The following is a 24078-nucleotide window of genomic DNA, read 5'->3' as shown; positions in this document are numbered from 1 at the left end:
AGGGCGTTTCGTCCGTTCAGGGTGGGGAGTGGGCCTCGTGCCGCAGCTGGCGTTCGCCAACAGCTTCTGGGAGAGCTACGACTCCCTGGAGAAGTCCGTCCGGAACGGCGTGCGCAAGGCGATGCAGAAGTTCCAGCTGCTCAGCGTCCCGGAGTTGCAGCGGGACAAGGGGCTGCACCTGGAGTCGGTCGAGAAGGCCGCCGACACCCGGATGCGGACCATCCGCATCAACGACTTCTGGCGCGGTGTCGTCCTCGCCCCCGACGACGGCAGCGACGTGTTCCTGCTCGTCAACGTCGTCCCGCACGACGACGCCTACACCTGGGCCGCCAAGCGGCTGTACACGACGAACTCGGCGACCCGCGCGCTGGAGGTCCGCAACGCCGTCGCGATCGACCAGCTCACCCCCGCCCTGGAGAAGGCGGCGGCCACCGCACCCACGCTGCTGTTCGCCAAGTACTCCGACACCGTGCTGCGCGAACTGGGCGTCGACGACCAGGTGTTGCGGGCGGTGCGGACCGTCATCGACAAGCAGCAGCTCGACGCCTTCCAGACGCTGCTGCCGGAGGACCAGTACGAGGTCCTGTACTTCCTGGCCGACGGGTACAGCCCCGAGGTCGTCTACCGGGACGTGGTCGCCGCCCGCCGTCCCGTCGACGCGGGGCCGGACCCGGACGAGAGCCTGGCCGCCGCCATCGCCAACACCCGCAGCCGGATCACGCTGGTCAGCGGGCCGGAGGAGCTGGCCGACATCCTGGAGAAGCCGTTCGCCGCCTGGCGGGTGTTCCTGCACCCCTCGCAGCGGCGGGTGGCCTACCGGGTGTCGTACGGCGGGCCGGTGCAGGTCACCGGCGGTCCGGGCACCGGAAAGACGGTCGCGGCCCTGCACCGCGTCAAGCATCTGCTGACCCGTTCCCCCGACAGCCGCATCCTGCTCACCACGTACACCAACGCGCTGGCCGCCTCGCTCCGCGAGAACCTCGCCCTCCTCCTGGGCAGCGGCGGCGACGGCGGCGCGGCACCGCTCGACCGGGTCGAGGTGACGACGGTCAACGCGTACGCGCACGCCGTCGTCACCCGTCTCGACGGCAGGGCGCCCTCTCCCGTCGGCGACCGCGACGAACGGCAGGTGTGGCAGCGCGTCGTCAAGCAGCTCGGCCTGCCGTGGACGGAGCAGTTCCTGGCGCAGGAGTACCGGCATGTGATCCTCGCCCAGGACCTGCGCACCCTCGACGCCTACCGGGCCGCCTCCCGGCGGGGCCGCGGCAGCGCGCTGTCCCCCGTCAGACGGGAGCAGCTGTGGCCGGCCGTCGAACTGTTCGAGCGGATGCTGCGCGACCGCGGGGCCACGACCTACCTGAAGGTGTGCGCCCGCGCGGCCGAACTGCTGTCCGCCTCCGCCCCGACGCACGACCACGTCGTCGTCGACGAGGCGCAGGACCTGCACCCCGCGCAGTGGCGGGTGCTGCGCGGCGCCGTACGGCCCGGCAGCGACGACCTGTTCCTCACGGGCGACCCGCACCAGCGGATCTACGACGCGAAGGTGTCGCTCGGCTCCCTGGGCATCCCGGTCGCCGGCCGCACCCACCGGCTGCGCGTCAACTACCGCAGTACGGAGGAGATCCTGACCTGGTCGACGGGGATCATGACGCCGGTGACGGTCGACGACCTCAGCGGCGAGGGCTCCGACACCCTGGCCGGCTACCGGTCCCTGCTGCACGGCCGCAGACCGCACGTGGACGGGTACGGCTCGGAGACGGCGGAGGTCGCGGCGCTCGTCGAGCGGGTGCGGGGGTGGATCGCGCAGGGCATCCGACCGTCCGAGATCGGCGTGTGCGCCCGTTTCAACGTGCTGCTCGACAAGGCGTACGACCGGCTGCGCGCGGCCGGGGTGCCGGTGGTCCGGGTCCGGGACAACCCGGGGGCGGACGAGGAGGGCGTACGGCTGGCCACCATGCACGCCATGAAGGGGCTGGAGTTCCGGTGCGTGGCGGTGCTGGGGGCGACGGCGAGCGCGGTGCCGTTCACCCGCGAGGTGACACCGGCGGCGGTGGACGCGTTGCAGCACGAGTCGGACCTGCTGCGCGAGCGGTGCCTGCTGTTCGTGGCCTGCACGAGGGCGCGGGAGGCGCTGGCGGTGTCGTGGAGCGGGACGGGGAGCCCGTTCGTACCGCGGGAGCGGTGACGGGTCCCGCGTCATGAGGGACCCGGGGGCGACGGCCGGGCCCCGCCCCGGTCCGCTCCCCCTTTCCCCGCCTCAGTCCCCCGGCCGCAACGCCCCGTTGCCCAACCCGTCCCGCGCCAGTGCCGCCGCCTCGCGGCTGAGCTCCGCCACTCGCCCGGCCCGTTCCTCGAACTCCCGCAGGGCGCGGAACGCCGCGCCGTACCGGCGTTGTTCGTCGATGTCCATCTGCGGGACGCGTGCGCCCTTGCCGTCCAGGCGGAACGTGCCGCTCGCGCTGGTGGAGCGCCGGTTGTTGGCGGCGCTGCGCAGGAAGCCGCGCAGGAAGTCCGTGTCGAGCTGGTCGCTGACGGAGGCGGGCTCGGGTGTGCCGTAGGCGACGAGCCCGGCGCGCGCGAGGTCGGCGACGCTGACCGTGGGGCCGTCCTGGATGCCGGGGCCGTCGGCGCCGGTGAGCGCCGGCAGCAGTTGGGCCAAGGCCCGTACCTGCTCGGCCAGTTCCGCGCGCAGCGCCTCGTACTCGGCGGCGTACTCGCGGTGGGTCTCCACGACGTGGCGGCCCGGGGTGAGGTCGACGGTGTCGTTGAGGAGGTCGATCAGCGCCACGTCGGCGCACTGGTCGGGCCGTGCCTCGAGCGTGCCGTCGGGGTCGTTCGTGGTCAGGTCGACCATGCGGACGTGCGTGGCGGCGTCACCCGGGGAGAGCGGGCGGCGCAGCTGCCACAGGTGCACGGGCAGCGCGTGGGAGACGGCCGTGCCCGGGGGCAGGGCGGTGACCTGGGTGAGGATGCCCCGGCGGACGAGTTCGGCCCGGATGCGGCGGCCGGCCTTGCGGTAGGCGACGGAGGCGGACATCACCATGAGGACCCGGCCGCCGGGTGCGGTGTGGGCGTAGGCGTGCTGGAGCCAGGCGAGTTCGCCCTCGGCCCGGGACGGAGTGCCCAGTTCCCAGCGGGGGTCGAGGAGGAGTTCCTCACGGCCCCAGTCGGAGTCGGCCACCGGTGGGTCGCAGACGACGAGGTCGGCCCTGAGCTCCGGCAGGCGGTCGTCGCGCAGGGAGTCGCCCGTCTCGATCTCGACGCCGCCGCGTCCGGTGAGGCGGGCGCGCAGCCGGGCGAAGCGGGCGCTGTCGGCGTCGGCCTCCTGGCCGTGCCGCTTCGGTCCCCGCTCGGGGCCGACGGCGAGGAGGAGCGTGCCGATGCCGCAGGCGGGGTCGAGGAGCGTGGCGTCGGCCGCCGGTTCGCCCGCGAAGTGCCGTACGGCGCGGACGACGCGCGGGGAGGTGATCTGGTCCGAACCGGCCCTGCGGACGGAGTCGGTGAGGCGTTCGACGAGAGCGGTCACCACGTCGTGCGCGGAGGTGTCCGCCGCCAGGGTGCGCACCAGGCGGGCCGCCTCCGCGGGAAGCCGGTCCGGGGTCTCGTCCGACGGTGCGGAGAGCACCTGGGCGACATCGGCGAGCCCGCGGATCATCTCGTCGCCGTAGGCGCTGCGCAGCGCCTGCCACAGCTGGACCTCGTCCGAGACCTCCTGCCCCTTGCGCTGCCGGTCCAGCCAGGCCTGCACCTCGGTGAGGGCGAACAGCGGGCTGTGGGCGCCGCCGCCGGCGGGCAGCGGGAAGTCGTCGTAACGCCGCCGCCAGTTGGAGACCGCCGCTCTGGTCACCCCCGCGAGCCGCGCGATCTCGGCGCCGGAGACCAGCGGACCGGCGGATGAAGCGGCGTTGTCCGTCATGTGGGTCACCGTACACGGGTAACAGATCCGCCTCAATGGCAAACGTGTTGATGTGGTACACAGTGCGCGCAATGTTAATAAATGTATACGGCACGTGCCATCGGGCGGGGTGGAGGGGAAGGTGTGCGGTCGGCGCCGGACGGCGCTCTCCCCTTCCCGGTACGCCAAAGTGCTGGTCGGCGGGCGGACGTGCGGGAGAGGATGGGGGCATGACGGTTGAAGGCAGCTCCATCGACCCCAGCAGGCCCAGCATCGCACGCGTGTATGACTACCTGCTCGGCGGCAAGGACAACTACGCGTCGGACCGCGAGGTCGGCGACGTGTTCAAGCGCGATCTGCCCGGCTCGGTGGCCATCGCCTTCGCCAACCGCGCGGCCCTGACCCGGGCGGTCGCGGAGATCGCGACGACGACCGGGATACGGCAGTTCGTCGACCTCGGCAGCGGCCTCCCGACCGCCGACAACGTCCATCAGGTGGCCCAGCGGCACGCGCCCGAGTCCCGGGTCGTGTACGTCGACATCGACCCCCAGGTACTGGTCCACGGCCGGGCGCTGCTGGAGCAGAACGACCGGACACGGGTGGTACGGGCGGACGTGCGCGACCCCGAGGGCGTCCGCAACCACCCGGACACGCTCGAACTGATCGACTTCGACCGCCCCGTCGCCGTCATGTTCAGCGCGATCCTCCACCACGTCAACGACGAGGAGGACCCGGCCGGAATCGTGCGCCACTGGCGCGACCACGTGGCGGCCGGGAGCTACTTCTTCGTCAGCCACTTCCGCTCCGGCAACAACCCGGAGACCGAGGAGGCCGAACGCGTCCTCCAGCAGACCTTCGGCCGCGGCCGGTGGCGCACGGACAAGGAGATCGAGGCGCTGCTGGACGGGCTGGAGATCCTCGAGCCCGGGATAGTGCCCGCGTCCCTGTGGCGTCCGGAGACGGTCGAGAGCCCGTGGGGCGACGGCGGCGGCGAACAGGAACTCACCGTCTGGCAGCGCCTCATCGCCGCCGGGCTGGCCCGGAAGGTGTAGGAGCACGTCACGTCCGAGCGGTTCGGACGCGGAAGCCGCGGGCGACAGCGGCGGATGGAACATCCAGGTCGACCGGGAGGGCAGGCGCCGGTCCCGGGGCCGGCGCCTGCCCTCCCCGCGCTCCGTGAGGGGAGCGCGGGGAGGGCCGGGCGACGCGGAGGCGACGGCGGGCAGGCACCGGCGTGTGTGGACACCTCCCCGTGCGGCCGGGCCGGCGCCCGCGCCGCGGCTCAGGTGGTGTGGATCTCCAGGGCCGCCCGCACCGCGGACTCCACGGCCCCCTCGATCCACGCCGGTTTGACGGACGTGTGGTCCCCGGCGAAGTGCAGCGGTCCCTCGGCCGTGGGGATGGCCGACAGCAACTCCGTGTGCTGGCCGGGCAGGAGTACGGACGCCTCCCCGTAGGCGTAGGGGTCGCGCAGCCAGCTCTGGGTGCGTCCCGCGCCGGTGTAGAAGACCTCGATGCGGCGGCCGTAGACCTGCTGGAGGCCGCACAGGGCGTGCGGATACCGTGCCTCGTCGTCCAGGGAGTCCCAGCGCATCGCGTCGTCCGCCCAGCTGTAGGAGGCGAGCACCACACCTCCCGCGCTGCCGGGAACCGGGTGGGAGGGGTGGTACATGAACCGGTTGGCGTTGTCCGAGAGCGAGCCGCCGCCCACGACGTGGGCCGCCTCCGGCTCGTCGCGCGCGAGCGCGCGGTTGGCGGCGTAGTGGGTGCGCTGACCGGCCGTGATGTGTCCGTGGGGCACGGAGGGGTGGGCGCCGAGCAGGCTGCCGTCCGCGGCGGCGCGGCCGGTGCGGTAGGCGTCGTAGAGGCCCGGGTCGATGGCGCGCAGCTCACGCTTCCAGTCGGCCTCGTCGAACTCCCACCAGCGGCGGCTGAACTCCAGCAGCACCTTGGTCGCGCTGTCGTAGTGCAGTTCGGTGACCGCACGGCGCTTGCGGTACGACAGGGGCGGGGCGATCTGCACGTGGCGCAGTCCGGCGAAGGGCACCGTGATCACGGCGGCGTCCGCGGTGAACTGCTCGCGCACGACGGGGCCTTCGCGGCCCTCGGAGACGGTGTCCACCCATACGTGCGGTCCCTTGTCCCGGACGTGCTCGGTGTCCGAGGAGGAGCGGTCGGGGTGGTGGTACTCGATGCGCGTGACGCGCCGGTCGAACCGCACGTCCTTGCGCACCCGTTCCAGGAGGGCGTCCGGCAACACGGCCGTGCCGCCCGTCAGTTCGTAGAAGGGGGTGTCGGGGCTGATGAGGGAGGACCCGATGAAGCTGTGGATGAAGGACAGGGGCAGCCGTGAGGTGAGGTTCTCCAGGGTGCCGATCAGGTCGACGGTCCGCTCGTCGAGGCCGGCGTGTTCGGTCAGGAAGCGGAACATCGACCAGTCGCCGAACCGCTGCACCACCCGGGCCCAGCCCCGCAGCCGCTCCGGGAGCGGCTTGTCGACCCGCTTGCCGTCATGGCCGACGGTACTGAACTCGTCGCGCACCGGGTCCAGCACGGAGCGCAGGATGGTGGCGGCGGGAGTGTCCCAGTGGGCCCGGGGGACGCCGAAGGACCGGTTCACCCGCCGGGGCGCGCGGGCATAGTCGGCGCGCCGCACGCGGATGCCGTTGACGTGGATCCAGGTGTGGTTGACGGGGCGTCCCTCGGAGTCGACGTCGACGTAGTAGAAGGGCCGCTTCTTCAGGCCGAACTTGTCGATCAGCTCCATCACCAGGGGGTGGCTGCCGGGGATGCGCATCGCGCCCGCTTCGGCGTACTGGCGGGGATCGGCGAAGGGCTGCTCGGCGCCCTCGTGGCCGCCCTTGCGGAAGGTCTTGATGCGTCCGCCCACGCGGTTGCCGTTGGCCTCGAGGACCGTCACCCGGTGGCCGGCCTCCCTCAGCAGCCAGGCGGCCACCAGCCCGGCCGGGCCGGCACCGACGACGAGTACGTCCTTGGCCCGAACGCGCCGCCCGGTGGGCAGTCCGTCCTTGAGGACGCGGCGGTACCGCGGGACGAGCTGGTGGTCGTCGGAGTCGAGGACGAGCAGTGCGCGGGCGACGGCGAGACACCGGTCGAAGCCGGGGCCGGACGCGGCCGGGGCGGTAGGGGCGGCCGGGGCCGCCGGTACGGGCAGGGCCGTGGCGGGCCCCGTGGTCAGGGCGGTCGCCGCGGCGGCCGTTCCCGCCACTGCCGCGAAGCTCCTGCGGGAAAGGCGGGAAGGACCGTCCTGTGCGCGGATCACCGCGTGTTCGTCAGCCATGGCGGCTTTTGTACCGGTGGCCTGGCCCCGGCGCCGCAGTTCAGGGCGTTGTTGACCCTAAGGAGCGAAACCCCGACAAACCCTGACGGTACGACGGGTCGACGGAAGCGGAGGCGCCGTCCCGCGGAAACGAAGGCGCGCCGTTCCACGGAAACGAAGGCGCGCCGTTCCACGGAAGCGGAGGCACGCCGTCCCGCGGGGCGCCCTGCGAGGACGGCGCCCCGCGGGACGGCGGGAAACCCGAAGGGATGAATGCCGACCGGACCCCGTCCACCGTCCTGGCCGGTCCTCCACACTGCGGACAAGGGTCCGCATCCGTGCTCTGCGGCGGCCCGCACGGCACCCCGCGTGCGCGGCGCCGGTCCGGCCGCGCACGAACGCCGGACGAGAAGGGGGAAGGAAGGGGGAGGAAGGGAGATGGCACCACGGCGCACTCCATTCGGCGCGAGAGCCCGTTACTGGTTCGACAGCACGCTCGCCCGCGGCACCTCCGCCCTCTTCGGCTGGATGGTGCTGTTGTGCCTGGGCGCCGTCGTCCCGGCCAGTGCGGTGCTGGTGTGGACCGACCCGGATGCGCCCGCGTCCCTGCGGGAGCGGCTGGCGCAGGTCTGGCACCTCACCGGGGAGACGCTGCGGCTGGGCGGTGCGACGGGCACACCGTTGCGGGTGCTGCTGTCGGTGCTGCTCGCGCTGATCGCCCTGCTGTACGTCTCGACGCTCGTCGGCCTGATCACGACGGCGCTCACGGAGCGGCTCACCGCGCTGCGGCGGGGCCGGTCCACCGTGCTCGAACAGGGGCACACGGTGGTCCTGGGGTGGTCGGAGCAGGTCTTCACGGTGGTCGGCGAGCTGGTGGCCGCCAACGCCAACCAGCGGCGGGCGGCGGTGGCCGTGCTGGCCGACCGGGACAAGACCGCGATGGAGGAGGCCCTGGGCACGAAGGTGGGCCCCCTGGGCCGTACCCGGCTGATCTGCCGCAGCGGTCCCACCACCGACCCGGCCGTGCTCGCCCTGGCCAGTCCCGCCACGGCCGGGGTCGTGCTGGTCCTGCCCCGTGACGAACCCGACGCCGACGCCGAGGTGGTGAAGACGCTGCTGGCGCTCAGGGCGGCGCTGGCCGGGAAGGGGAAGCACCCGCTCGTCGTCGCCGCCGTCCGGGACGACCGCCACCGTCTGGCCGCCGCGCTCGCCGCCGGGCCGGGCGGCATCGTCCTGGAGAGCGACACCGTCACCGCCCGGATGATCGTCCAGACCGCCCGCCGCTCCGGGCTCTCCCTCGTCCACCAGGAGCTGCTGGACTTCGCCGGCGACGAGTTCTACCTGGTGGCCGAGGCCTCCCTGACCGGGCGCCCGTTCGGCGACGCGCTGCTGTCCTATGCGACGTCGAGCGTCGTCGGTGTGTTGCGCGGGGACACTCCCCTGCTCAGCCCGCCGCCGCAAACGCCCCTGCTCCCGGACGACCTGCTCATCGTCCTCACCCGGGACGACGACACGGCCCGGCCGGAGGACTGCGCGGAGCTGGCCGAGGAGGAGGCGATGACATCCGGTCCTCCGACGCCCGCCCGGCCGGAGCGGATCCTGCTGCTGGGCTGGAACCGCCGCGCGCCGCTCGTCGTCGACCAGTTGCGCCGTCGCAGCCGGCCCGGATCGGCCGTCGACGTGGTGGCGGACGGCGGCGGAGCGACGGCACGGGAGGTCGACGAGACCGACGCGCGCGGCGGCACCGGTCTGACCCTGACCCTGCACCACGGGGACATCACCCGTCCCGACACCCTGCACCGCCTGGACGTCCACTCCTATGACAGCGTGATCGTGCTCGGCCGGGACCCCGCGCCCGGGCAGTCCCCGGACGACCCCGACAACCGCACGCTGGTCACCCTCCTGCTCCTGCGCCGGCTGGAGGAGGCCACCGGGCGCCAACTGCCGGTCGTGACCGAGCTGATCGACGACCGCAACCGGGCGCTGGCGCCGATCAGCCCCGGAGCCGACGTGATCATCAGCGGCAAGCTCATCGGGCTGCTCATGGCGCAGATCTCGCAGAACCGGCACCTGGCGGCGGTGTTCGAGGAGCTGTTCTCCGCGGACGGCGCCGGGGTCCGCCTGCGGCCGGCCGGCGACTACGTGGTGCCGGGGTGCGAGACGTCCTTCGCCACGGTCGTGGCCGCGGCGCGTCGCCGCGGCGAGTGCGCCATCGGTTACCGCAGCCACGACGGCTCCTCGTCGGGGCCCGGGCACGGTCTGCGGATCAACCCGCACAAGGCCGAGCGGCGCCGCTGGTCGGCCGAGGACGAGGTGGTCGTCATCGGCGAGGACTGAGGGGGGACGCCGACGGGCCACGGGGCACCGGGATGAGGAAGAGGACCGGGCGGACGAGCACGATGGCCGGATTCTCCGTCCGGACGCGAGCGGTACCGGCCGTGGCCGGGGCCCTTTCCGACGCTCGGAAATCGGTGGTGGGTGCGGGTCGCCCCGCACGAACATGGGACGCATGACCGACCAACCCGCACGATGGACACAGGCGACCGTCTACCCCGACATGTGGGTCGACCCGGACGACGACCCCCGCAACAGCGAGGGCCGGGCCCCGGACGGTGAACTCGCCACGCTGGCCGACTTCCTGGCCAACTACCGCATGACGCTGCGGATGAAGTGCGAGGGCCTGGACGCGGAGCAGCTGGCCCGGCGCTCGGCCCCGCCGTCGACGATGTCCCTGCTCGGCCTGGTCCGGCACCTCGCCGAGGCGGAACGGGACTGGCGCCGGTGGATCAGCGACGGCGACCCGCTGCCGAAGCTGTACGGCGCACGTGACGCGGACTTCGACGGCGCCGTCGCCGAGCCGGGGGAGATCGAGGCGGCGTACGAGGCGCTGGCCCGCGAACAGGCCGCGACCGACGCCGCACTGGCCGCGCACCCGGACCTCGGCGAGCGACTGGGCAGGGACGGGATCGCCGTCCGCGAACTCCTGGTCCACAGGATCGAGGAGTACGCCCGCCACTGCGGCCACGCGGACCTGTTGCGTGAGCGGATCGACGGGCGGGTGGGGCAGTGACGTAGCCGCCCCGTGCCCTTCCCGCCCGTCCCTCCCCCGCCCGTTCCCCACCCGTGCGTTTCTCACGGTGAGGTCATGACATACGTGACTGTCCGTCACGGCATGGTCTCTGGAAGTGTCTGAACCGGGCCGCCGAGTGGTTTCCGGAGCCGTCCGGACCGCCGGGTGGTGTCCGCGGGCGTCCGGAGCGGGTCACCGGGAGGAAGGGGCAGGAGCGGCATGGACAAGCGGTACGAGGTGTACGCGCTCGCCGACGGGCACTTCTACGACACGCCCGACCGGCTCTCCGCCGACGGGTCGGAGCCGGCGCCCCTGTTCGCGACGGCCCGGCGCCCGGTTCCCGACGGTTGGCACGCCGGCCGCACGGGTGACTGGCTGACGCTGACCCCGCTCGGCGCGGACGGCGCGCCGGCGCCGTCACCGGCGCAGGGCTGGAAGGTGCACTCCTCGGCGACCGCCGAGCACGCGGAGCGGATCGCGGAGATCGTGTGGGACTACTGCGTGCCGCGCCGCATCCCGTTCAAGTTCGTCCCCGGCCCGCACCTGCTGCACCTGCGCAACGCCAAGTACGCGGGCCGCGACACCAGCGGCAAGTTCGTCACCGTCTATCCGGCCGACGAGGAGCGGTTGCGGCAGGTCCTGGAGGAGCTCGGCGCGCTGCTCAAGGGCTTCGAGGGGCCGTACATCCTCACCGACCTGCGCTGGTACGACGGTCCGCTGTACGTCCGCCACGGCGCCTTCGCGCGCCGGTACGTGGTCGACGAGCGCGGCTCGCTGGTCCTGGCCGTGGAAAACGGCGAGGGACAGTTGGTCCCGGACCGGCGGACGCCGTCCTTCCAGGTACCCGAGTGGGTGACGCTGCCGGAGTTCCTGCGGCCGCACCTGGAGGCCCGCAACATCACGACGGTGGGCGACCTGCCGTACCGCATCGAGAAGGCGCTGCACTTCTCCAACGGCGGCGGCGTGTACGCCGGAACCGACACCCGGGACGGGCGCCGGGTGGTGCTGAAGGAGGCGCGGCCGCACGCGGGGCTGGCCGCCGACGGCGCGGACGCGGTGGCCCGGCTGGAACGCGAGAGAGCGGCGCTGGAACGGGTCGCCGGGACGGGCGTGGTGCCCGAGGTGCGGGACTGGTTCACGCTGGGCGAGCACCGGTTCCTGGTGATGGACCATCTGGAGGGCCGGCCGCTCAACTCCTTCTTCGCCGAACGGCATCCGCTGCTCACCGCGGACCCGGACCCGGCGGCGGTGGCGGCGTACACCGCCTGGGCACTGCGGATCCACCGGGCGGTGGAGCGGGCGGTGGCGGCCGTGCACGCGAAGGGGCTGGTCTTCAACGATCTGCACGTCTTCAACATCATGGTGGCCCCGGACGACGAGACGGTGTACCTGATCGACTTCGAGGCGGCGGCTCCGGTCGCGGAGAACGCCCGGCAGACGGTCGCCCACCCCGGCTTCTTCGCCCCGCCGGGCCGCCGGGGCCGGGACGTGGACCACTACGCCCTGGCCTGTCTGCGGCTGGCCCTGTTCCTGCCGGTCACCACGCTGTTCGTGGTGGACCGCGGGAAGGCGGCCCACCTGGCGGACGTGATCGCCGAGCAGTTCCCGGACGTGCCGCGCGCCTTCCTGGACGAGGCGGTCGCCGAGATCACCCGGGACATGCCGGGACGAGGCGCGTCCGCCCCGCCGGTGGTGCCGGGCGACTGGCCCTACAGCCGGGACTCGATGGTCAAGGCGATCCTCGCCTCCGCCACCCCGGAACGGCACGACCGGCTCTTCCCCGGTGACATCGCCCAGTTCTCCGACGGCGGCGGCCTCGGCCTCGCGCACGGCGCGGCCGGTGTGCTGTACGCGCTGGCGGCCTGCGGTGCCGCCCGCTACGAGGAGGGCGAGCGCTGGCTCCTCGACCGCACCGCCCCGCCGCCGCCCGGCACGCCGCTCGGTCTGTACGACGGGCTCGCGGGGGTCGCTCTGGTACTGGACCGGCTCGGGCACCGGCAGCGGGCGCTGGACCTGGTCGACGGCATCCTGCGGGAGAACTGGCACAACCTCTCCTCCGACCTGCACGGCGGGCTCGCTGGCCTCGGCCTGGTCCTCGGCCGTCTGGCGGGCACCACAGGCGAGCGCCGGCTCGGTGACCGGGCCGCCGAGGCCGCCGACATCCTCGTGCGGCGGCTCGCCGAACCGGTGCCGGACACGCCCCGGCGGCGCGCCGGACTGATGCGCGGTGCCGCCGGGCCCGCCCTGTTCCTGATCCGGCGGTACGAGGAGACCGGCGAGCCCCGGCTGCTGACGGCCGCGGCCGAGGCACTGCGCCGGGACCTGGCCCGCTGCGTCCGCCAGGAGGCGACGGGCGGCCTCGAGGTGGACGAGGGATGGCGGACGCTGCCCTACCTCGGTGACGGAAGCGCGGGAATCGGGCTGGTCCTCGACGACTACCTGGCACACGGCGCCGACCCGGACGGGGAGTTCGAGCGGGCCCGCGCCGGCATCCTCACCGCCGCCACCTCCCGTTTCTACGCGCAGCCCGGCCTGTTCCAGGGCCGCGCCGGAATGGTCCTGCACCTGGCCCGCAGCTCCGCGCCGGGCGCCACCGCCGAACGACTGGCGCAGCAGATCGCCGGGCTCGGCTGGTTCGCGATGGACTACCAGGGCCAACTGGCCTTCCCCGGACACCAGATGATGCGCCTGTCCATGGACCTCGCCACCGGAACGGCAGGGTGCCTGCTCGCGCTCGCGTCGGCACTCGACACGGAGCGCACCGCGCACCTGCCCTTCCTCCCGCCGCCACCGGCGGCCCACACACGCGGCGCCGTCACCTGACGGCGTCGTGACACAACCCTCCGTCCCCAAGAATGGGAAAGGAACCCATCATGGCCCTTCTCGACCTGCAGACCATGGAGTCCGACGAGCTCAACGGCGGCGGCGCCAGCACCGCGAGCCTGCTCTCCTGCGTCTCCGCGGCGAGCGTCCTGCTCTGCCTGTGACCTGCCGGTGAGCCCTGGCTCCGGGCGGCCCCTCACGGGGCGGCCCGGAGCCGTTCCGCGTCCGAACGGACGCGAGGCAGCCGCTGACGACTCGACGGATGCGAGGCAGCAGCCGATGACGTATCGTCCCGACGCCCCCGAGCGCCTCTCGCGCGCCGTGCTCCGGCACGACGTGGCCCGCTGCGCCGCGCTGTGCGCGGTGAGCACGGCGGCGACGGCGGCCGGTCTGCTGCTGCCCGCCGTGCTCGGCCGTACCCTGGACCGGCTGCTCGCTCACGCCCCCGCGGCCCGGTGGATCGCCTGCTGCGCGGCCCTGGTGCTGATGATCTCCCTGCTGGAGGCGGCCGCGGGCGTGCTGGCCGGCGTCGTCGACGCGCGGGCCACCGCCTGGCTGCGCCGCCGGACCACCGGGCACGTCCTGGCGCTCGGCCCGCGCGCGGCCGGCCGGTTCGATGCCGGGGACCTGGTGGCACGGCTCGTCGGCAGCGGCGCCCAGGCGGGTACGGCGCCGGGGGCGCTGGCCGCGCTGGCCGCCGCGCTCGCCGGTCCGGTCGGGGGTGTGGTGGCGCTCGGCCTCATCGACCCGTGGCTGGCGGCCGTGTTCCTGGCCGGGGCGCCGGTGCTGGCTCTGCTGCTGTGTGCCTTCGCCCGCGACACCTCGGCATGCGTGGCCGAGTACCAGCGGGTCCAGGGCCGTATCGCGGGCGCGCTCGCCGAGGCGGTCGACGGGTTCCGTACGATCCGGGCGGCGGGTGCCGAGGAGCGGGAGGCGGCCCGGATCCTGGCTCCGCTGCCGGAGCTGTCCGGCGCCGGGCACCGCATGTGGCGGGTGCAGGGGCGGGCCGCCGCCCAGGCGGTGACCGTGGCACCGCTGCTGCAACTGGGCGTGGTGGCGGTGGCCGGGCTGCTGCTCGCCCGGCACCGGCTCTCGGTGGGCGAGGTGCTGGCCGCCTCCCGGTACGCGGTGCTCGCGAGCGGAGTCGGGGTTCTGGTGGGGCAGCTCGCCGCGCTGAGCCGGGCCGGGGCCGCGACCGGCCGGCTCACCGAGGTCCTGGCCGTGTCCGCGCCGGCGCACGGCAGCCGCCGTCTGCCGCCCGGCCCCGGCCGGCTGGAGTTGCGGGGCGTGACCGCCCGCCGGGACGGGCGCGCGGTCCTTGCCGGGGTCGACCTGACCGTGCCCGGCGGCGGCACCCTCGCCGTCGTCGGCCGTTCCGGCACCGGCAAGTCCCTGCTCGCCGCCCTCGCCGGCCGCCTCACCGACCCGGACGCGGGAGAGGTGCTGCTCGACGGGGTCCCGCTGCACGGCCTCGCCCACGACGACCTGCGCCGCGCGGTCGCCTATGCCTTCGACCGCCCCGCCCTGCTCGGCACGACCGTCGAGGACGCCCTCGCCCTCGGGCTCGCCGCCCCCTCCCCCGCCCGGGTCCGGGCGGCCGCCCGCGCGGCCCGCGCCGACGCGTTCGTCCGCCGGCTGCCCGACGGCTACGCCACCCGCTGCGCCGCCGCTCCGCGCTCGGGCGGCGAGTCCCAGCGCCTCGGCCTGGCGCGCGCCTTCGCCCGCGGCGGGCGGCTGCTGATCCTCGACGACGCCCTGTCCAGCCTCGACACGGTGACGGAGCACGAGGTCGCCGACGCCCTCCTGGCGCCCGGCGGCCCCACCCGGCTGCTGATCGCCCACCGCGCGGCGACGGCCGCCCGCGCCGACGCGGTCGCCTGGCTGGACGGGGGCCGGGTACGGGCGGTGGGAACCCATGCGGAGCTGTGGCGGGATGCCGCGTACCGGGCGGTGTTCGCGAACCACGAGGACGACGAACCGGCCGCCGGGGCCCGTGACGCACCAGCGACCTGCGGAAACCCGACGGCCGATGCGCAACGAGCCGCTGATGCCGAACCAACGCCCGGCGCCGAACCGTCGTCCCGTACCGGACCCACAGCCCGCCCCGGACCGGCGGCCGGCCAGGACCCGGCGTGCGTCGGCGGGGCGGGGAGCCTGGACGGAGCCCCGCGGTGAGGGCCCGGGCGCTGCGGTTCCTGCGGGCGCACCGCCGGGCGCTCCTGCGGCTCACCGCCTGGTCGGTGCTGGAGGCCGGGCAGACCTTCCTCGTGGGCTACGCCCTCGCGCGTGCGCTGGACGCCGGTTTCCTGGCCGGGAACGAGCGCGTGGGCCTGCTGTGGCTCGCGGCGGCCGGACTCGCCGTCTGCGCCGGGGCGTACGGGACCGGACGCGTCTACGGCGCGGTCGCCGGACTCGTCGAACCGGCCCGGGACCGGCTGGTGGAGAGGGTGGTCGCACGCGGGGTGCGGGAGGCGGACGCCGGGGCGCTGTCCGGCCTCACCCAGCAGGTGGAGATCGCCCGGGACACCCTGGCCGGGCTGGTGATGGTGTCCCGCTCCTTCGTGTTCACCGCTGCGGGCGCCCTGGTCGGCCTGTTCTCGCTGGACCCACTGCTCCTGGTGGTCGTCGTACCGCCGCTGCTGGCCGGGGTGGGGCTGTTCGCGGCGACCCTCCGGCCGCTGGCCCGCCGTCAGGAGGCGTTCCTCGTCGCCGACGAGGCGCTCGCCGAGGACCTGGGCGCGGTGTGCTCCGGGCTGCGGGACATCACGGCCTCCGGTGCCGAGGCCCAGGTCGCGGCCGGCACCGGGCGGCGGATCGACGCGGAGCTCACGGCCGCCCGCGTGCTGGCCCACTGGAGCGTGGCGCGCGTGGCCGCGCTCGCCGTGGGCGGCCAGCTCCCCGTGGTGCTGCTGCTGGCCACCGCGCCCTGGCTGCTCGGCCGCGGGGTCACCCCCGGCGCCCTGGTCGGCGCGCTCGCCTACACCAGCCAGTCCCTGCTGCCCGCCCTGCAGAACCTCGTCCACGGTCTGGGCGCCGGCGGCTCCCGTCTCACGGTGGTCCTGCGCCGGCTGACCCGGCAGAGCCCGGCGGGATCCCGGGCGGCGTCGTCACCGCGTGCGCCTCGGCGCCGGGACCCGGCGCCGGTGCCCGCGGCGCCCGCCCTCTCCCTCACCTCGGTCACCTTCGCGTACGGCCCCGCGAGCGCCCCCGTCCTCGACGGGCTCGACCTCACCGTTCCGGCGGGCGGGCATCTGGCCGTCGTGGGGCCGAGCGGCATCGGGAAGTCGACGCTCACGGAACTGGTCGCGGGACTGCTCGCCCCCCGGCACGGCTCCGTCCGGGTGTACGGGCACACCGTGCCGGGCCCGGAGGCGGCCGCACTGCGGGTACTGATCCCGCAGCAGGCATACGTCCACGGCGGCACCCTCGCGGAGAACCTCAGCCTCCTCCGCCCGGAGCCGGTACCGGAGGCCGAACTGCTGGCCGCCGCCGAGGCGGTCGGGCTGGGCCCCTTGCTGCGGTCGCTGGGCGGACCCGGCGGCCGGGTCGTCCCCGACGCGCTGTCGGCGGGTGAACGGCAGTTGATCGCGCTGGCCCGCTCCTACCTCTCCCCCGCACCGCTCGCCCTGCTCGACGAGGCCACCTGTCATCTCGACCCGGAGGCGGAGGCACGCGCGGAGCGGGCCTTCGCCGCGCGCCGGGGCGGCACCCTGGTCGTCGTGGCGCACCGGATCAGCTCCGCCCGCCGTGCCGACCGTGTCCTGGTGATGGACGGGCCGCGCACCGCGCACGGCACGCACGAGGAGCTGCTGCGTGTGTCGGCCCTCTACCGGGATCTGGTCGGCGGCTGGGCAGCGACGCCCGATGCCCACGGCCGGGCCGGTCAGAGCCAGCCTTCGCCCTGAGAGATCCGGATCGCGTCGATCCGGTTTCGGGCCCCCGTCTTGCGCGTGATCGCCGCCATGTAGTTGCGGACCGTGCCGTGGGACAGGTTCAGACGGCCCGCGATCTCTCCGACGGACGCTCCCTCGGCCGCCAGGGACAGCACACTCAACTCCCGCCCGGTCAGCGGCATCTGCGCCGCTTTGAGGAAGCCGAACCCCAGCGAGGCGTCGACGAATCGTTCCCTCTCGGCGACACAGCGGATGGCGCGCACCAGCCGGTCCGGCGAACCGGCCTTGTCGACGAAGCCGAGCGCCCCCGCCTCGGCCGCCCGTCTGAGCAGTCCCGGCCGGTTCGCGTCGGCCAGCACCACGAGCGCCGGTGGTCTCCCTCCCGGGCCGGGCGGACGGAGAGCGCCGAACGGCGGGCTGTCGTGGCCGTCGGCACGGTCCAGGTCGGCCGCACACACGTCCGGGGAGACGGAGCGTATGCGGGAGGTCGCGGCCTTCCACGAGGTCTCCTCCACCTGGAGGCTCCGTTCGCCCCGCAGCCAGTGCGCCAGGACCGATCTCATCAGACACACGTCGTGCACAAGAAGTACCCGGATCACTGCCCGCCCCTTCAGCTCGCCGTACTTCGGGCCCGTCCCTCAGGTGTGCAGGAGGTGAACGTGCCCCATTGTTGGCGGCTGTCACGGATCGCCGGGGCGAAGAATCGGCCATTGGGTTGTGCGGGGGCGCACGTACGGGCGCCCGGTACCGCCGCGCGCAACAAGTGCGAGTGCATCCCTCCGGTACGGCCGGGTACTCGGGCGCGTTCGAGGCCGCGGGAGGGAAGCGCGCCCGCCCTGGTTCCGGTCACCTTCCGGTCCGGAATCAGCCCCTGGGCCGCAGCCCGCTTCCCGGCCGCAGCCCGCCCGCCTCGTCCATCTCGCCCAGGACCGCCGGCAGCCCCACCGTCAGCATCTTGCGGCGGACGCGGCCCAGGACCCGGGACATGAGGAGGCCGCCCGCGCCCGTGAAGCCGGTGTGGTCGTAGGTGAAGCGGGTGCCGCCGGCGTGGGGTTCGACGTGGTACGTGACCTCGGTGGTCTCGCCGCCGCCGTGGTCGGTCCACGAGTAGCGCAGCAGGCGAGGGGCGTCGGCCTCCCGTACGACGCAGTCGACGATGCCGCTCCAGCCAAGCTTCGGCTTCGCGACGAAGCGGAACTCCGTGCCGACGGCGGTGGCGAACCCCTCCGGGCGGGCGCCGGCGCCCGTCGCCGTCCACAGGGGGATGAGGTCGGGGTCGGTCACCGCCCGCCAGACCTTGGCGGGGGCGTACGGGTAGTCGCGGACGATGTGGATGGTGCTGCTCATGGCGCTCCCCTGGGCTGTGACCGCGACTCGGACCGATATCTACAGTCGCTAGAAAATTACAGTAACAGAAATTGTCCCGTCGCCGTACTACTCTGGCGGCATGAGCACGGTGGACTGGACCGCATGGCGCCCGCAGGCGGCGGAGCCCGGGGCCGAGGGGTTGCGGGAGCGGAAGAAGCGGCTGCTGCGACAGCGGCTCTCCGACGCCGCGACCGAAATGTTCCTCGAACGCGGCTTCGACGCCGTCCGCGTGTCGGAGATCGCCCGCGCCTGCGACGTGTCCGAGAAGACGGTCTTCAACCACTTCCCGACCAAGGAGTCGCTGATCCTGGACCGGGGCGAGGCCACGGCGGCCGCGCTGCGCACCGGTCTGGCCGATCCGGACCGCTCCCCGGTCGAGGCGGCGCTGGGGATCCTCTCCGACGAACTGCGCGCCCTGACCGCCTGGCTCGCCGCACAGGACGATCCGCGTGCCGCCGCCGCCCGGATCGGACGGTTCGGCGCGCTGATCAGGTCGACGCCCTCACTGCGGGCCTACCACCAGGACATGACGGACCGGCTCGTCGCCGTCGCCGCCGAGGCACTGGCCGGGCGCGGCGACGGCGGCGGTTCCCAGGACGATGCCGACGGTTCCCCGGACGACCCCGAACCGCACATCGCGGCGATCGCCCTGCTCGGGCTGTGGTCCGTGCAGTTCCGCAGCCTGGCGAGGCATCTCGCCGACGACACCCGCACCCCCGACCGGCTCCACGACGCGGTCACCGCCGACGTCCGCCGCGCGGCCGGCCTCCTCGACACCGGCCTCGCCGCCCTGGCCTCCCCCGCCTGAAACCGCCGTACGCCCGACGGCACTCGGGGCCGCGCCCCCGCGCACGCCCCCGCACGCACACCCGTACGCCCCACCGTCGAAAACATGCCAAGATGATGTTCTGACAGTCACTCACCACCCTTCGTTCGGCGGTGGGATGCGAGTCCAGGACGGAGCCAGCCTGCATGACCTCCCCGACCTCCCCCAGCACCGACGGCACTTCCGGCAGCGGCGGCGGTGACGCCTCGTACCGGATCGACACGAGCAAGCCGCACCCCGCCCGGATGTACGACTACTTCCTCGGCGGCAAGGACAACTACGAGGTCGACCAGGAGGCCGCCGAGCAGTTCATGAAGGTGGCGCCGGAGGTGCGGGACGGGGTGCGCGCCAACCGGTACTTCATGCACCGCGCCGTCCGGCACGTCGTCGCCGAGGGCGGGGTGCGGCAGATCCTCGACATCGGCACGGGGCTGCCCACCCCGCCCAACGTGCACCAGATCGCGCGGTCCGTCGCGCCCGGGACGCGGGTCGCCTACGTCGACAACGACCCGATCGTCAGCGCGCACTCCCGGGCCCTGCTCGACCAGGACGACACCTCCGTCGTCCTCGCCGACCTGCGCGACCCGCGCGGCGTCCTCGACCATCCCGAGGTCCGCCGGGTCATCGACTTCGACCAGCCGGTGGCGCTGCTGCTGGTGGCCATCGTGCATTTCCTGTCCGAGGCGCAGGACCCCGACGGCATCCTCGCCACCCTCCGCGACGCGCTGCCCACCGGCTCCTACCTCGTGCTGTCGCACGCCACGGGCGACCTGCACGAGGACCACCGCGAGGACGCCGCGGCCGTCTACCGGCGGGCCACCGCGAGCATGAACCTGCGTACGCACGCGCGCGTCCTGGACTTCTTCGGCGACTACGCCCTGGTGGAGCCCGGCCTGGTCTCGGTGACGGACTGGCGTCCGGACGAGCCCGCGGCGGCCGGTGCGCCGCCCATCGGCATCTACGGCGGCGTCGCCCGCAAGAACGGCTGACCGGGCCGACGGGCCACCGCCCCGGTCCCGACCCGGCCGACGGGCCACCGCCCCGGTCCCGCCGCGACGACCGGGCATGGCTCCGGGCCACCAGGCCCCGGTGCCGCACCGCCGCGCGGCAATGCCGCGGCATCGCGGCGCGGGACCGCCGGTCCTCCTCGGGCCACGGCGAGGGGCCGGTGGGCGGTCGGCCGGGCCCACACGCGCCGCGTGAGCGACGGCGCGTGTCACCTTCACCCGGGGCTGCCCGCGGGGGACGCCGTGGGCAGTTCCACGGTGATCAGGAGCCCGCCGGCGGGGCGCGGGGTGATCGTGAGCGTTCCGTCGTGCGCGTGGGTGATGGACTCGACGATGGCCAGGCCGAGGCCGACACCCCCATGGTCGGTGTGTACGCGCGCGGTGCCGCGCCGGAACGGCTCGGTGAGTGTCGGGATCAGCTCGGGGGCGATCCGTCCGCCGGTGTTCTCGACGGTGAGCACCACGGCCTTGGCGCGGTTTTCGGTGCTCACCCGCACACTGCCGCGTTCCGGGAGGTTGTGGACGATCGCGTTGTGCACGAGGTTCGTGGTCAGTTGCAGCAGCAGCGGTTCCGACCCGGTGGTGAGGGCCACGTCGCCGCCGGTCTCGAGGGTGACGCCGTTCCTCTCCGCCAGGGGCAGGAGTGTCTCGCCGGCCTCCTCCGCCAGGAGCGACAGGTCGACGGGTGCGCGGGTGAAGGACCGCCGGTCGGCGCGGCTGAGCAGGAGCAGCGCCTCGGTCAGGTCGATCGCCCGGGTGTTGACGGTGTGGAGCCGGTCGACGAGCGGATCGGCGGCCCGGTCCGGATCGGCACGGGCGACATCGAGCAGTGACTTCATGACCGACAGCGGGGTGCGCAGCTCGTGGGAGGCGTTGGCCGCGAATCTCCGCTGTTCGCCCACGTGGGCTTCGAGCTGCGCGAGCATCGTGTCGAAGGCGTCGGCGAGCTCGCGGAACTCGTCCTGGCGGCCGGGCAGCCGGATGCGGTGGGAGAGCGATCCGCTCGTGGCCGTGCGGGTGGCGTGGGTGATGCGGGTGAGTGGGGCGAGCATGCGGCCGGCGAGGACCCATCCCCCCAGGAGACCGAACACGAGCAGGAGCGCCGACACGACGGCCGCCTTCGGAGCGAAGGCACGCCAGAGGTCGGACCGGCCGGGAACGAAGCGACCGGGGCGGCCGGGGAGTCCGATCGGAGCGCCGGGCGGGCGGCGCGCGGGGAGCGAGACCGCTTCGTCGGGCACGTACCGCAGCAGGAACACCCACACGACCGCCAGGAGCAGGATTCCCGTGACCATGAGGAATCCGGCGTAGCTCAGGGTGAGCCTGAGGCGAACGCTCGGACCGGGCGCCCTATCCATGCTCGCCTCCCCCGCGCCCGGTCCCCCGCTGCGTGTCGATGCGGTAGCCGGCCCCCGGCACGGTGACGATGATCCACGGTTCGCCGAGACGCTTGCGCAGTGCCGAGACGGTGATGCGCACCGCGTTGGTGAACGGGTCGGCGTTCTCGTCCCAGGCCCGTTCCAGGAGTTCCTCGGCGCTGACGACACCGCCCTCGGCGGCGACCAGGACTTCGAGCACCGCGAACTGCTTCCTGGTCAGTGCGACGTAGCGGCCGTCCCGGTAGACCTCCCGGCGGAACGGGTCGAGCCTCAGCCCCGCGACCTCTCGCACCGGCGGCCTGCTGTGCGCACGCCTGCGGTCGAGCGCTCTGAGTCTGAGCACGAGTTCCCGCATGTCGAAGGGTTTCGTCAGGTAGTCGTCGGCTCCGAGTCGGAACCCGGAGGCCTTGTCGTCGAGGCGGTCGGCCGCGGTGAGCATGAGGATCGGCATGCCGCTGCCGGAGGCGACGATGCGCGTGGCGATCTCGTCACCGGAGGGAGCGGGGATGTCGCGGTCGAGGACCGCGATGTCGTAGCCGTTGACGCTCAGCAGCTCCCAGGCGGTGTCGCCGTCACCCGCGATGTCGGCCGCGATCGCCTCCAGGCGCAGGCCGTCGCGGATGGCCTCCGCCAGAAAGGGTTCGTCCTCGACGATCAGCACGCGCATGATGTCGAGGCTACGGGTGGGCTCATATCGTCGGTGTATCGAAAACCGCATACGTGCCGGCAACATCGCGGCCTCTTGACTGGCGGCATGCTTCCCACCACTGCCTCATCGCGCACCACCGCCCGACGGCTTCCCGCCGCCGGCCTGGCCGCCCTCGTGGCCGCGGTCGTCACCGCCTGCGGCGGGCAGGGCCCCGAGCCCCCGGCCCCCGCCTCCCCTTCGCACTCCACCTCCCCCTCGCACTCCGCTCCGGCCGCACGCGCCCCGTCGTCCGCCGCCGCACCCTCGCGCGGGCTCCGCCGGGACCATCGCGGTGCCCTGCGCGAGGCCGGCCGCGGGCTCGGCGAGGCCGACGGCGTCGTCCCCGACGGTACGACGGTCTTCGACGACGTCCCGGCGGTGACCAGGCTTGACCCGGATCTCCTCACGGCCCTGCGCCGGGCCGCGACCGATGCGAAGTACGGGCTGTGCCAGATCTACGAGAACGAGGCCTGGCACTACGAACTGCGCCCCGGGGCGATCGACGACGGCTGCCCGGCCATGTACGCCGACCCCATCCACGACCCGAGGATGCAGCCGTGACGAGTGAATGGCGCGCGCCCCGGCGCGTCGGCCGTCGGCATCTCCCCTGGTACGGGCTCTTTCGGACGAACGACGAACAGCAGTGAGCGAGGACGGACGATGACACAGGTCGACACGGTGGAGGACGGGCACCAAGGGGCCGGTCGCCAGGGCACCGGCCCGGATGGCCCCACCGATCCCGATGCCACCGCCGGCTCCCCTGCCCCCACCGGCTCCGGACGACCGGGCCGGGGCACAGGCCGGGGCACGGGAGGCGCTCGCCGGGTGATGCGCCTCGTCTCCCGTCCGGGCCCCTGGAAGCGCGGCCCGGTGCTCGCGGCGGCGGCGCTGCTGCTGGGCCTGCTCCTGCTGCTCCACACGTGGATCACGGACCGCGGGGGCCTCGGCAGTCTGGTGGAGACCTTCCTGCCCTGGTTCGGCCTGTGCGTACCGGTGCTGCTGCTCGCGGCGCTGTGGCGCCGCTCCGCCTCCGCGGTGATCGCGCTGCTGCTGCCGGTCGCGGTCTGGCTGAACCTGTTCGGCGGGCTGCTGGGCGACAAGTCCCACGCGGGCGGCGACCTCACCGTGGCCGAGCACAACGTCGGCGACGCCAATCCCGACCCGGCGGGCACCGCCCGCGCGCTGGCCGCCTCCGGGGCGGACGTGCTCGCCCTGGTGGAGCTGACCGAGCAGGCCCGGGGCACATACGAGAGGGAGCTGGCGAAGGCGTACCCCTACCACACCGTGCAGGGCACGGTCGGGCTGTGGAGCACGCTGCCGCTGTCGGACACCCGGCCGGTCGACACCGAGGCCGGCGGGCCGCTGGGGGCGACCAGGCCGGCCGCCGAGAAGTTGCCCGACAACCGGGCACTGCGCACCACGGTGGCCACGGATCGGGGCCCGCTGGCGGTGTACGTGGCCCACCTGGGATCCGTACGGCTGATGCCCGGAAGAGGCTTCTGGACGGAGAGCCGGGACCGCTCCGCGCGGGCGCTCGCCACGGCCCTCGCCGCCGAGCGGAACGAGCGGGTGGTGCTGCTCGGCGACCTGAACGGCACCACGGACGACCGCGCGCTCGACGGGATCACCTCGCGGCTGCGTTCGGCCCAGACCGAGGCCGGGAACGGCTTCGGCTTCACCTGGCCGGCGACGTTCCCGGTGGCCCGGATCGACCAGATCCTGGTCCGCGGAGTGCGGCCGGACAGCTCCCGGGTACTGCCGGCCACCGGCAGCGACCACCTCCCCGTGGCGGCCGGCCTCAGCTGGTGACACCGCTCGAAGCCGTCGGATCCGTGCCGCGGCACACGCG

18 protein-coding genes are annotated in these 24078 nt (G+C 73.9%); 12 read left to right on the top strand and 6 right to left on the bottom strand.

Going from position 1 to position 24078, the window contains the following annotated elements; all coding sequences use genetic code 11:
- Positions 1–37: 37 nt before the first annotated feature.
- On the top strand, positions 38–2185 hold the full coding sequence (locus OIE12_RS27480) for a UvrD-helicase domain-containing protein (RefSeq protein WP_329139809.1): 2148 nt from the start codon (positions 38–40) through the stop codon (positions 2183–2185).
- Between the two features lie 72 nt (positions 2186–2257).
- Here OIE12_RS27480 and OIE12_RS27475 read toward each other — a convergent pair whose 3' ends face one another.
- Positions 2258–3916: an N-6 DNA methylase gene (locus tag OIE12_RS27475; protein ID WP_329139807.1), complete on the bottom strand. Its 1659-nt coding sequence runs from the start codon at positions 3914–3916 to the stop codon at positions 2258–2260.
- Positions 3917–4125: 209 nt separating this feature from the next.
- Here OIE12_RS27475 and OIE12_RS27470 point away from each other — a divergent pair, with 209 nt between their 5' ends.
- Positions 4126–4947: an SAM-dependent methyltransferase gene (locus tag OIE12_RS27470; protein WP_329139805.1), complete on the top strand. Its 822-nt coding sequence runs from the start codon at positions 4126–4128 to the stop codon at positions 4945–4947.
- Between the two features lie 230 nt (positions 4948–5177).
- On the opposite strand, the gene OIE12_RS27465 is transcribed toward OIE12_RS27470, so the two are convergent.
- Positions 5178–7196, bottom strand: a complete 2019-nt coding sequence (locus tag OIE12_RS27465) for a flavin monoamine oxidase family protein (protein WP_329139804.1) — start codon at positions 7194–7196, stop codon at positions 5178–5180.
- Between the two features lie 417 nt (positions 7197–7613).
- On the opposite strand from OIE12_RS27465, the gene OIE12_RS27460 reads away from it, so the two are divergent.
- The 6 genes from OIE12_RS27460 to OIE12_RS27435 all read left to right on the top strand — a co-directional run bounded on the left by OIE12_RS27460 (position 7614) and on the right by OIE12_RS27435 (position 16973).
- Positions 7614–9512, top strand: a complete 1899-nt coding sequence (locus tag OIE12_RS27460; RefSeq protein WP_329139802.1) for a CASTOR/POLLUX-related putative ion channel — start codon at positions 7614–7616, stop codon at positions 9510–9512.
- 163 nt (positions 9513–9675) lie between these two features.
- A complete protein-coding gene (locus OIE12_RS27455; protein ID WP_329139800.1) occupies positions 9676–10245 on the top strand; it encodes a mycothiol transferase in 570 nt (189 codons plus the stop codon).
- Positions 10246–10464: 219 nt separating this feature from the next.
- Positions 10465–13068 carry a class III lanthionine synthetase LanKC gene (gene lanKC / locus OIE12_RS27450; protein ID WP_329139798.1) on the top strand — a complete coding sequence of 868 codons (2604 nt, stop codon included), beginning with the start codon at positions 10465–10467 and terminating at the stop codon, positions 13066–13068.
- 50 nt (positions 13069–13118) lie between these two features.
- A complete protein-coding gene (locus tag OIE12_RS27445; RefSeq protein WP_329139796.1) occupies positions 13119–13232 on the top strand; it encodes a SapB/AmfS family lanthipeptide in 114 nt (37 codons plus the stop codon).
- Positions 13233–13347: 115 nt separating this feature from the next.
- Entirely contained in the window at positions 13348–15243 is a 1896-nt protein-coding gene (locus tag OIE12_RS27440) for an ABC transporter ATP-binding protein (protein WP_329139794.1), read from the top strand.
- Entirely contained in the window at positions 15240–16973 is a 1734-nt protein-coding gene (locus tag OIE12_RS27435) for an ABC transporter ATP-binding protein (RefSeq protein ID WP_329139792.1), read from the top strand. The genes OIE12_RS27440 and OIE12_RS27435 overlap by 4 nt, the downstream gene beginning before the upstream one ends.
- Here OIE12_RS27435 and OIE12_RS27430 read toward each other — a convergent pair.
- Positions 16952–17524, bottom strand: a complete 573-nt coding sequence (locus OIE12_RS27430) for a response regulator transcription factor (protein ID WP_443053928.1) — start codon at positions 17522–17524, stop codon at positions 16952–16954. The two genes, OIE12_RS27435 and OIE12_RS27430, sit on opposite strands and share 22 nt — an antisense overlap.
- A 301-nt stretch (positions 17525–17825) precedes the next feature.
- Positions 17826–18308: an SRPBCC family protein gene (locus OIE12_RS27425; RefSeq protein WP_329139789.1), complete on the bottom strand. Its 483-nt coding sequence runs from the start codon at positions 18306–18308 to the stop codon at positions 17826–17828.
- A 100-nt stretch (positions 18309–18408) separates the two neighbouring features.
- On the opposite strand from OIE12_RS27425, the gene OIE12_RS27420 reads away from it, so the two are divergent.
- Positions 18409–19137: a TetR/AcrR family transcriptional regulator gene (locus OIE12_RS27420; protein ID WP_329139787.1), complete on the top strand. Its 729-nt coding sequence runs from the start codon at positions 18409–18411 to the stop codon at positions 19135–19137.
- 164 nt (positions 19138–19301) lie between these two features.
- Positions 19302–20144 carry an SAM-dependent methyltransferase gene (locus OIE12_RS27415; protein ID WP_329139785.1) on the top strand — a complete coding sequence of 281 codons (843 nt, stop codon included), beginning with the start codon at positions 19302–19304 and terminating at the stop codon, positions 20142–20144.
- A 233-nt stretch (positions 20145–20377) separates the two neighbouring features.
- Here the strand turns inward: OIE12_RS27415 and OIE12_RS27410 are convergent, their stop codons facing one another.
- Positions 20378–21520: a sensor histidine kinase gene (locus OIE12_RS27410; protein ID WP_329139784.1), complete on the bottom strand. Its 1143-nt coding sequence runs from the start codon at positions 21518–21520 to the stop codon at positions 20378–20380.
- Entirely contained in the window at positions 21513–22208 is a 696-nt protein-coding gene (locus tag OIE12_RS27405) for a response regulator transcription factor (protein WP_329139782.1), read from the bottom strand. Before OIE12_RS27405 ends, OIE12_RS27410 begins: the two co-directional genes overlap by 8 nt.
- Before the next feature lie 87 nt (positions 22209–22295).
- On the opposite strand from OIE12_RS27405, the gene OIE12_RS27400 reads away from it, so the two are divergent.
- Positions 22296–22790 (top strand): hypothetical protein, encoded by a 495-nt coding sequence (locus OIE12_RS27400; RefSeq protein ID WP_329139780.1) that lies wholly within the window; start codon positions 22296–22298, stop codon positions 22788–22790.
- A gap of 267 nt (positions 22791–23057) precedes the next feature.
- The gene (locus OIE12_RS27395; RefSeq protein ID WP_443053926.1) at positions 23058–24038 is read left to right on the top strand and encodes an endonuclease/exonuclease/phosphatase family protein; all 981 of its coding nucleotides are present in this window, start codon (positions 23058–23060) and stop codon (positions 24036–24038) included.
- Positions 24039–24078 lie beyond the last annotated feature (40 nt).

Source organism: Streptomyces sp. NBC_00670 (assembly GCF_036226765.1).
Taxonomy (GTDB): Bacteria; Actinomycetota; Actinomycetes; order Streptomycetales; family Streptomycetaceae; genus Streptomyces.
Note: the sequence above shows the minus strand (reverse complement) of the source record. Positions and strands in the feature narration are given on the sequence as shown.

What these genes read in the sequence shown, in the direction of transcription:
- OIE12_RS27475 (WP_329139807.1), bottom strand. Translation starts at nt 3,916, where the DNA reads ATGACGGACAACGCCGCTTCATCCGCCGGTCCGCTGGTCTCCGGCGCC.
- OIE12_RS27470 (WP_329139805.1), top strand. Translation starts at nt 4,126, where the DNA reads ATGACGGTTGAAGGCAGCTCCATCGACCCCAGCAGGCCCAGCATCGCA.
- OIE12_RS27465 (WP_329139804.1), bottom strand. Translation starts at nt 7,196, where the DNA reads ATGGCTGACGAACACGCGGTGATCCGCGCACAGGACGGTCCTTCCCGC.
- OIE12_RS27460 (WP_329139802.1), top strand. Translation starts at nt 7,614, where the DNA reads ATGGCACCACGGCGCACTCCATTCGGCGCGAGAGCCCGTTACTGGTTC.
- OIE12_RS27455 (WP_329139800.1), top strand. Translation starts at nt 9,676, where the DNA reads ATGGGACGCATGACCGACCAACCCGCACGATGGACACAGGCGACCGTC.
- lanKC (WP_329139798.1), top strand. Translation starts at nt 10,465, where the DNA reads ATGGACAAGCGGTACGAGGTGTACGCGCTCGCCGACGGGCACTTCTAC.
- OIE12_RS27445 (WP_329139796.1), top strand. Translation starts at nt 13,119, where the DNA reads ATGGCCCTTCTCGACCTGCAGACCATGGAGTCCGACGAGCTCAACGGC.
- OIE12_RS27440 (WP_329139794.1), top strand. Translation starts at nt 13,348, where the DNA reads ATGACGTATCGTCCCGACGCCCCCGAGCGCCTCTCGCGCGCCGTGCTC.
- OIE12_RS27430 (WP_443053928.1), bottom strand. Translation starts at nt 17,524, where the DNA reads ATGAGATCGGTCCTGGCGCACTGGCTGCGGGGCGAACGGAGCCTCCAG.
- OIE12_RS27425 (WP_329139789.1), bottom strand. Translation starts at nt 18,308, where the DNA reads ATGAGCAGCACCATCCACATCGTCCGCGACTACCCGTACGCCCCCGCC.
- OIE12_RS27420 (WP_329139787.1), top strand. Translation starts at nt 18,409, where the DNA reads ATGAGCACGGTGGACTGGACCGCATGGCGCCCGCAGGCGGCGGAGCCC.
- OIE12_RS27415 (WP_329139785.1), top strand. Translation starts at nt 19,302, where the DNA reads ATGACCTCCCCGACCTCCCCCAGCACCGACGGCACTTCCGGCAGCGGC.
- OIE12_RS27410 (WP_329139784.1), bottom strand. Translation starts at nt 21,520, where the DNA reads ATGGATAGGGCGCCCGGTCCGAGCGTTCGCCTCAGGCTCACCCTGAGC.
- OIE12_RS27405 (WP_329139782.1), bottom strand. Translation starts at nt 22,208, where the DNA reads ATGCGCGTGCTGATCGTCGAGGACGAACCCTTTCTGGCGGAGGCCATC.
- OIE12_RS27400 (WP_329139780.1), top strand. Translation starts at nt 22,296, where the DNA reads ATGCTTCCCACCACTGCCTCATCGCGCACCACCGCCCGACGGCTTCCC.
- OIE12_RS27395 (WP_443053926.1), top strand. Translation starts at nt 23,058, where the DNA reads ATGCGCCTCGTCTCCCGTCCGGGCCCCTGGAAGCGCGGCCCGGTGCTC.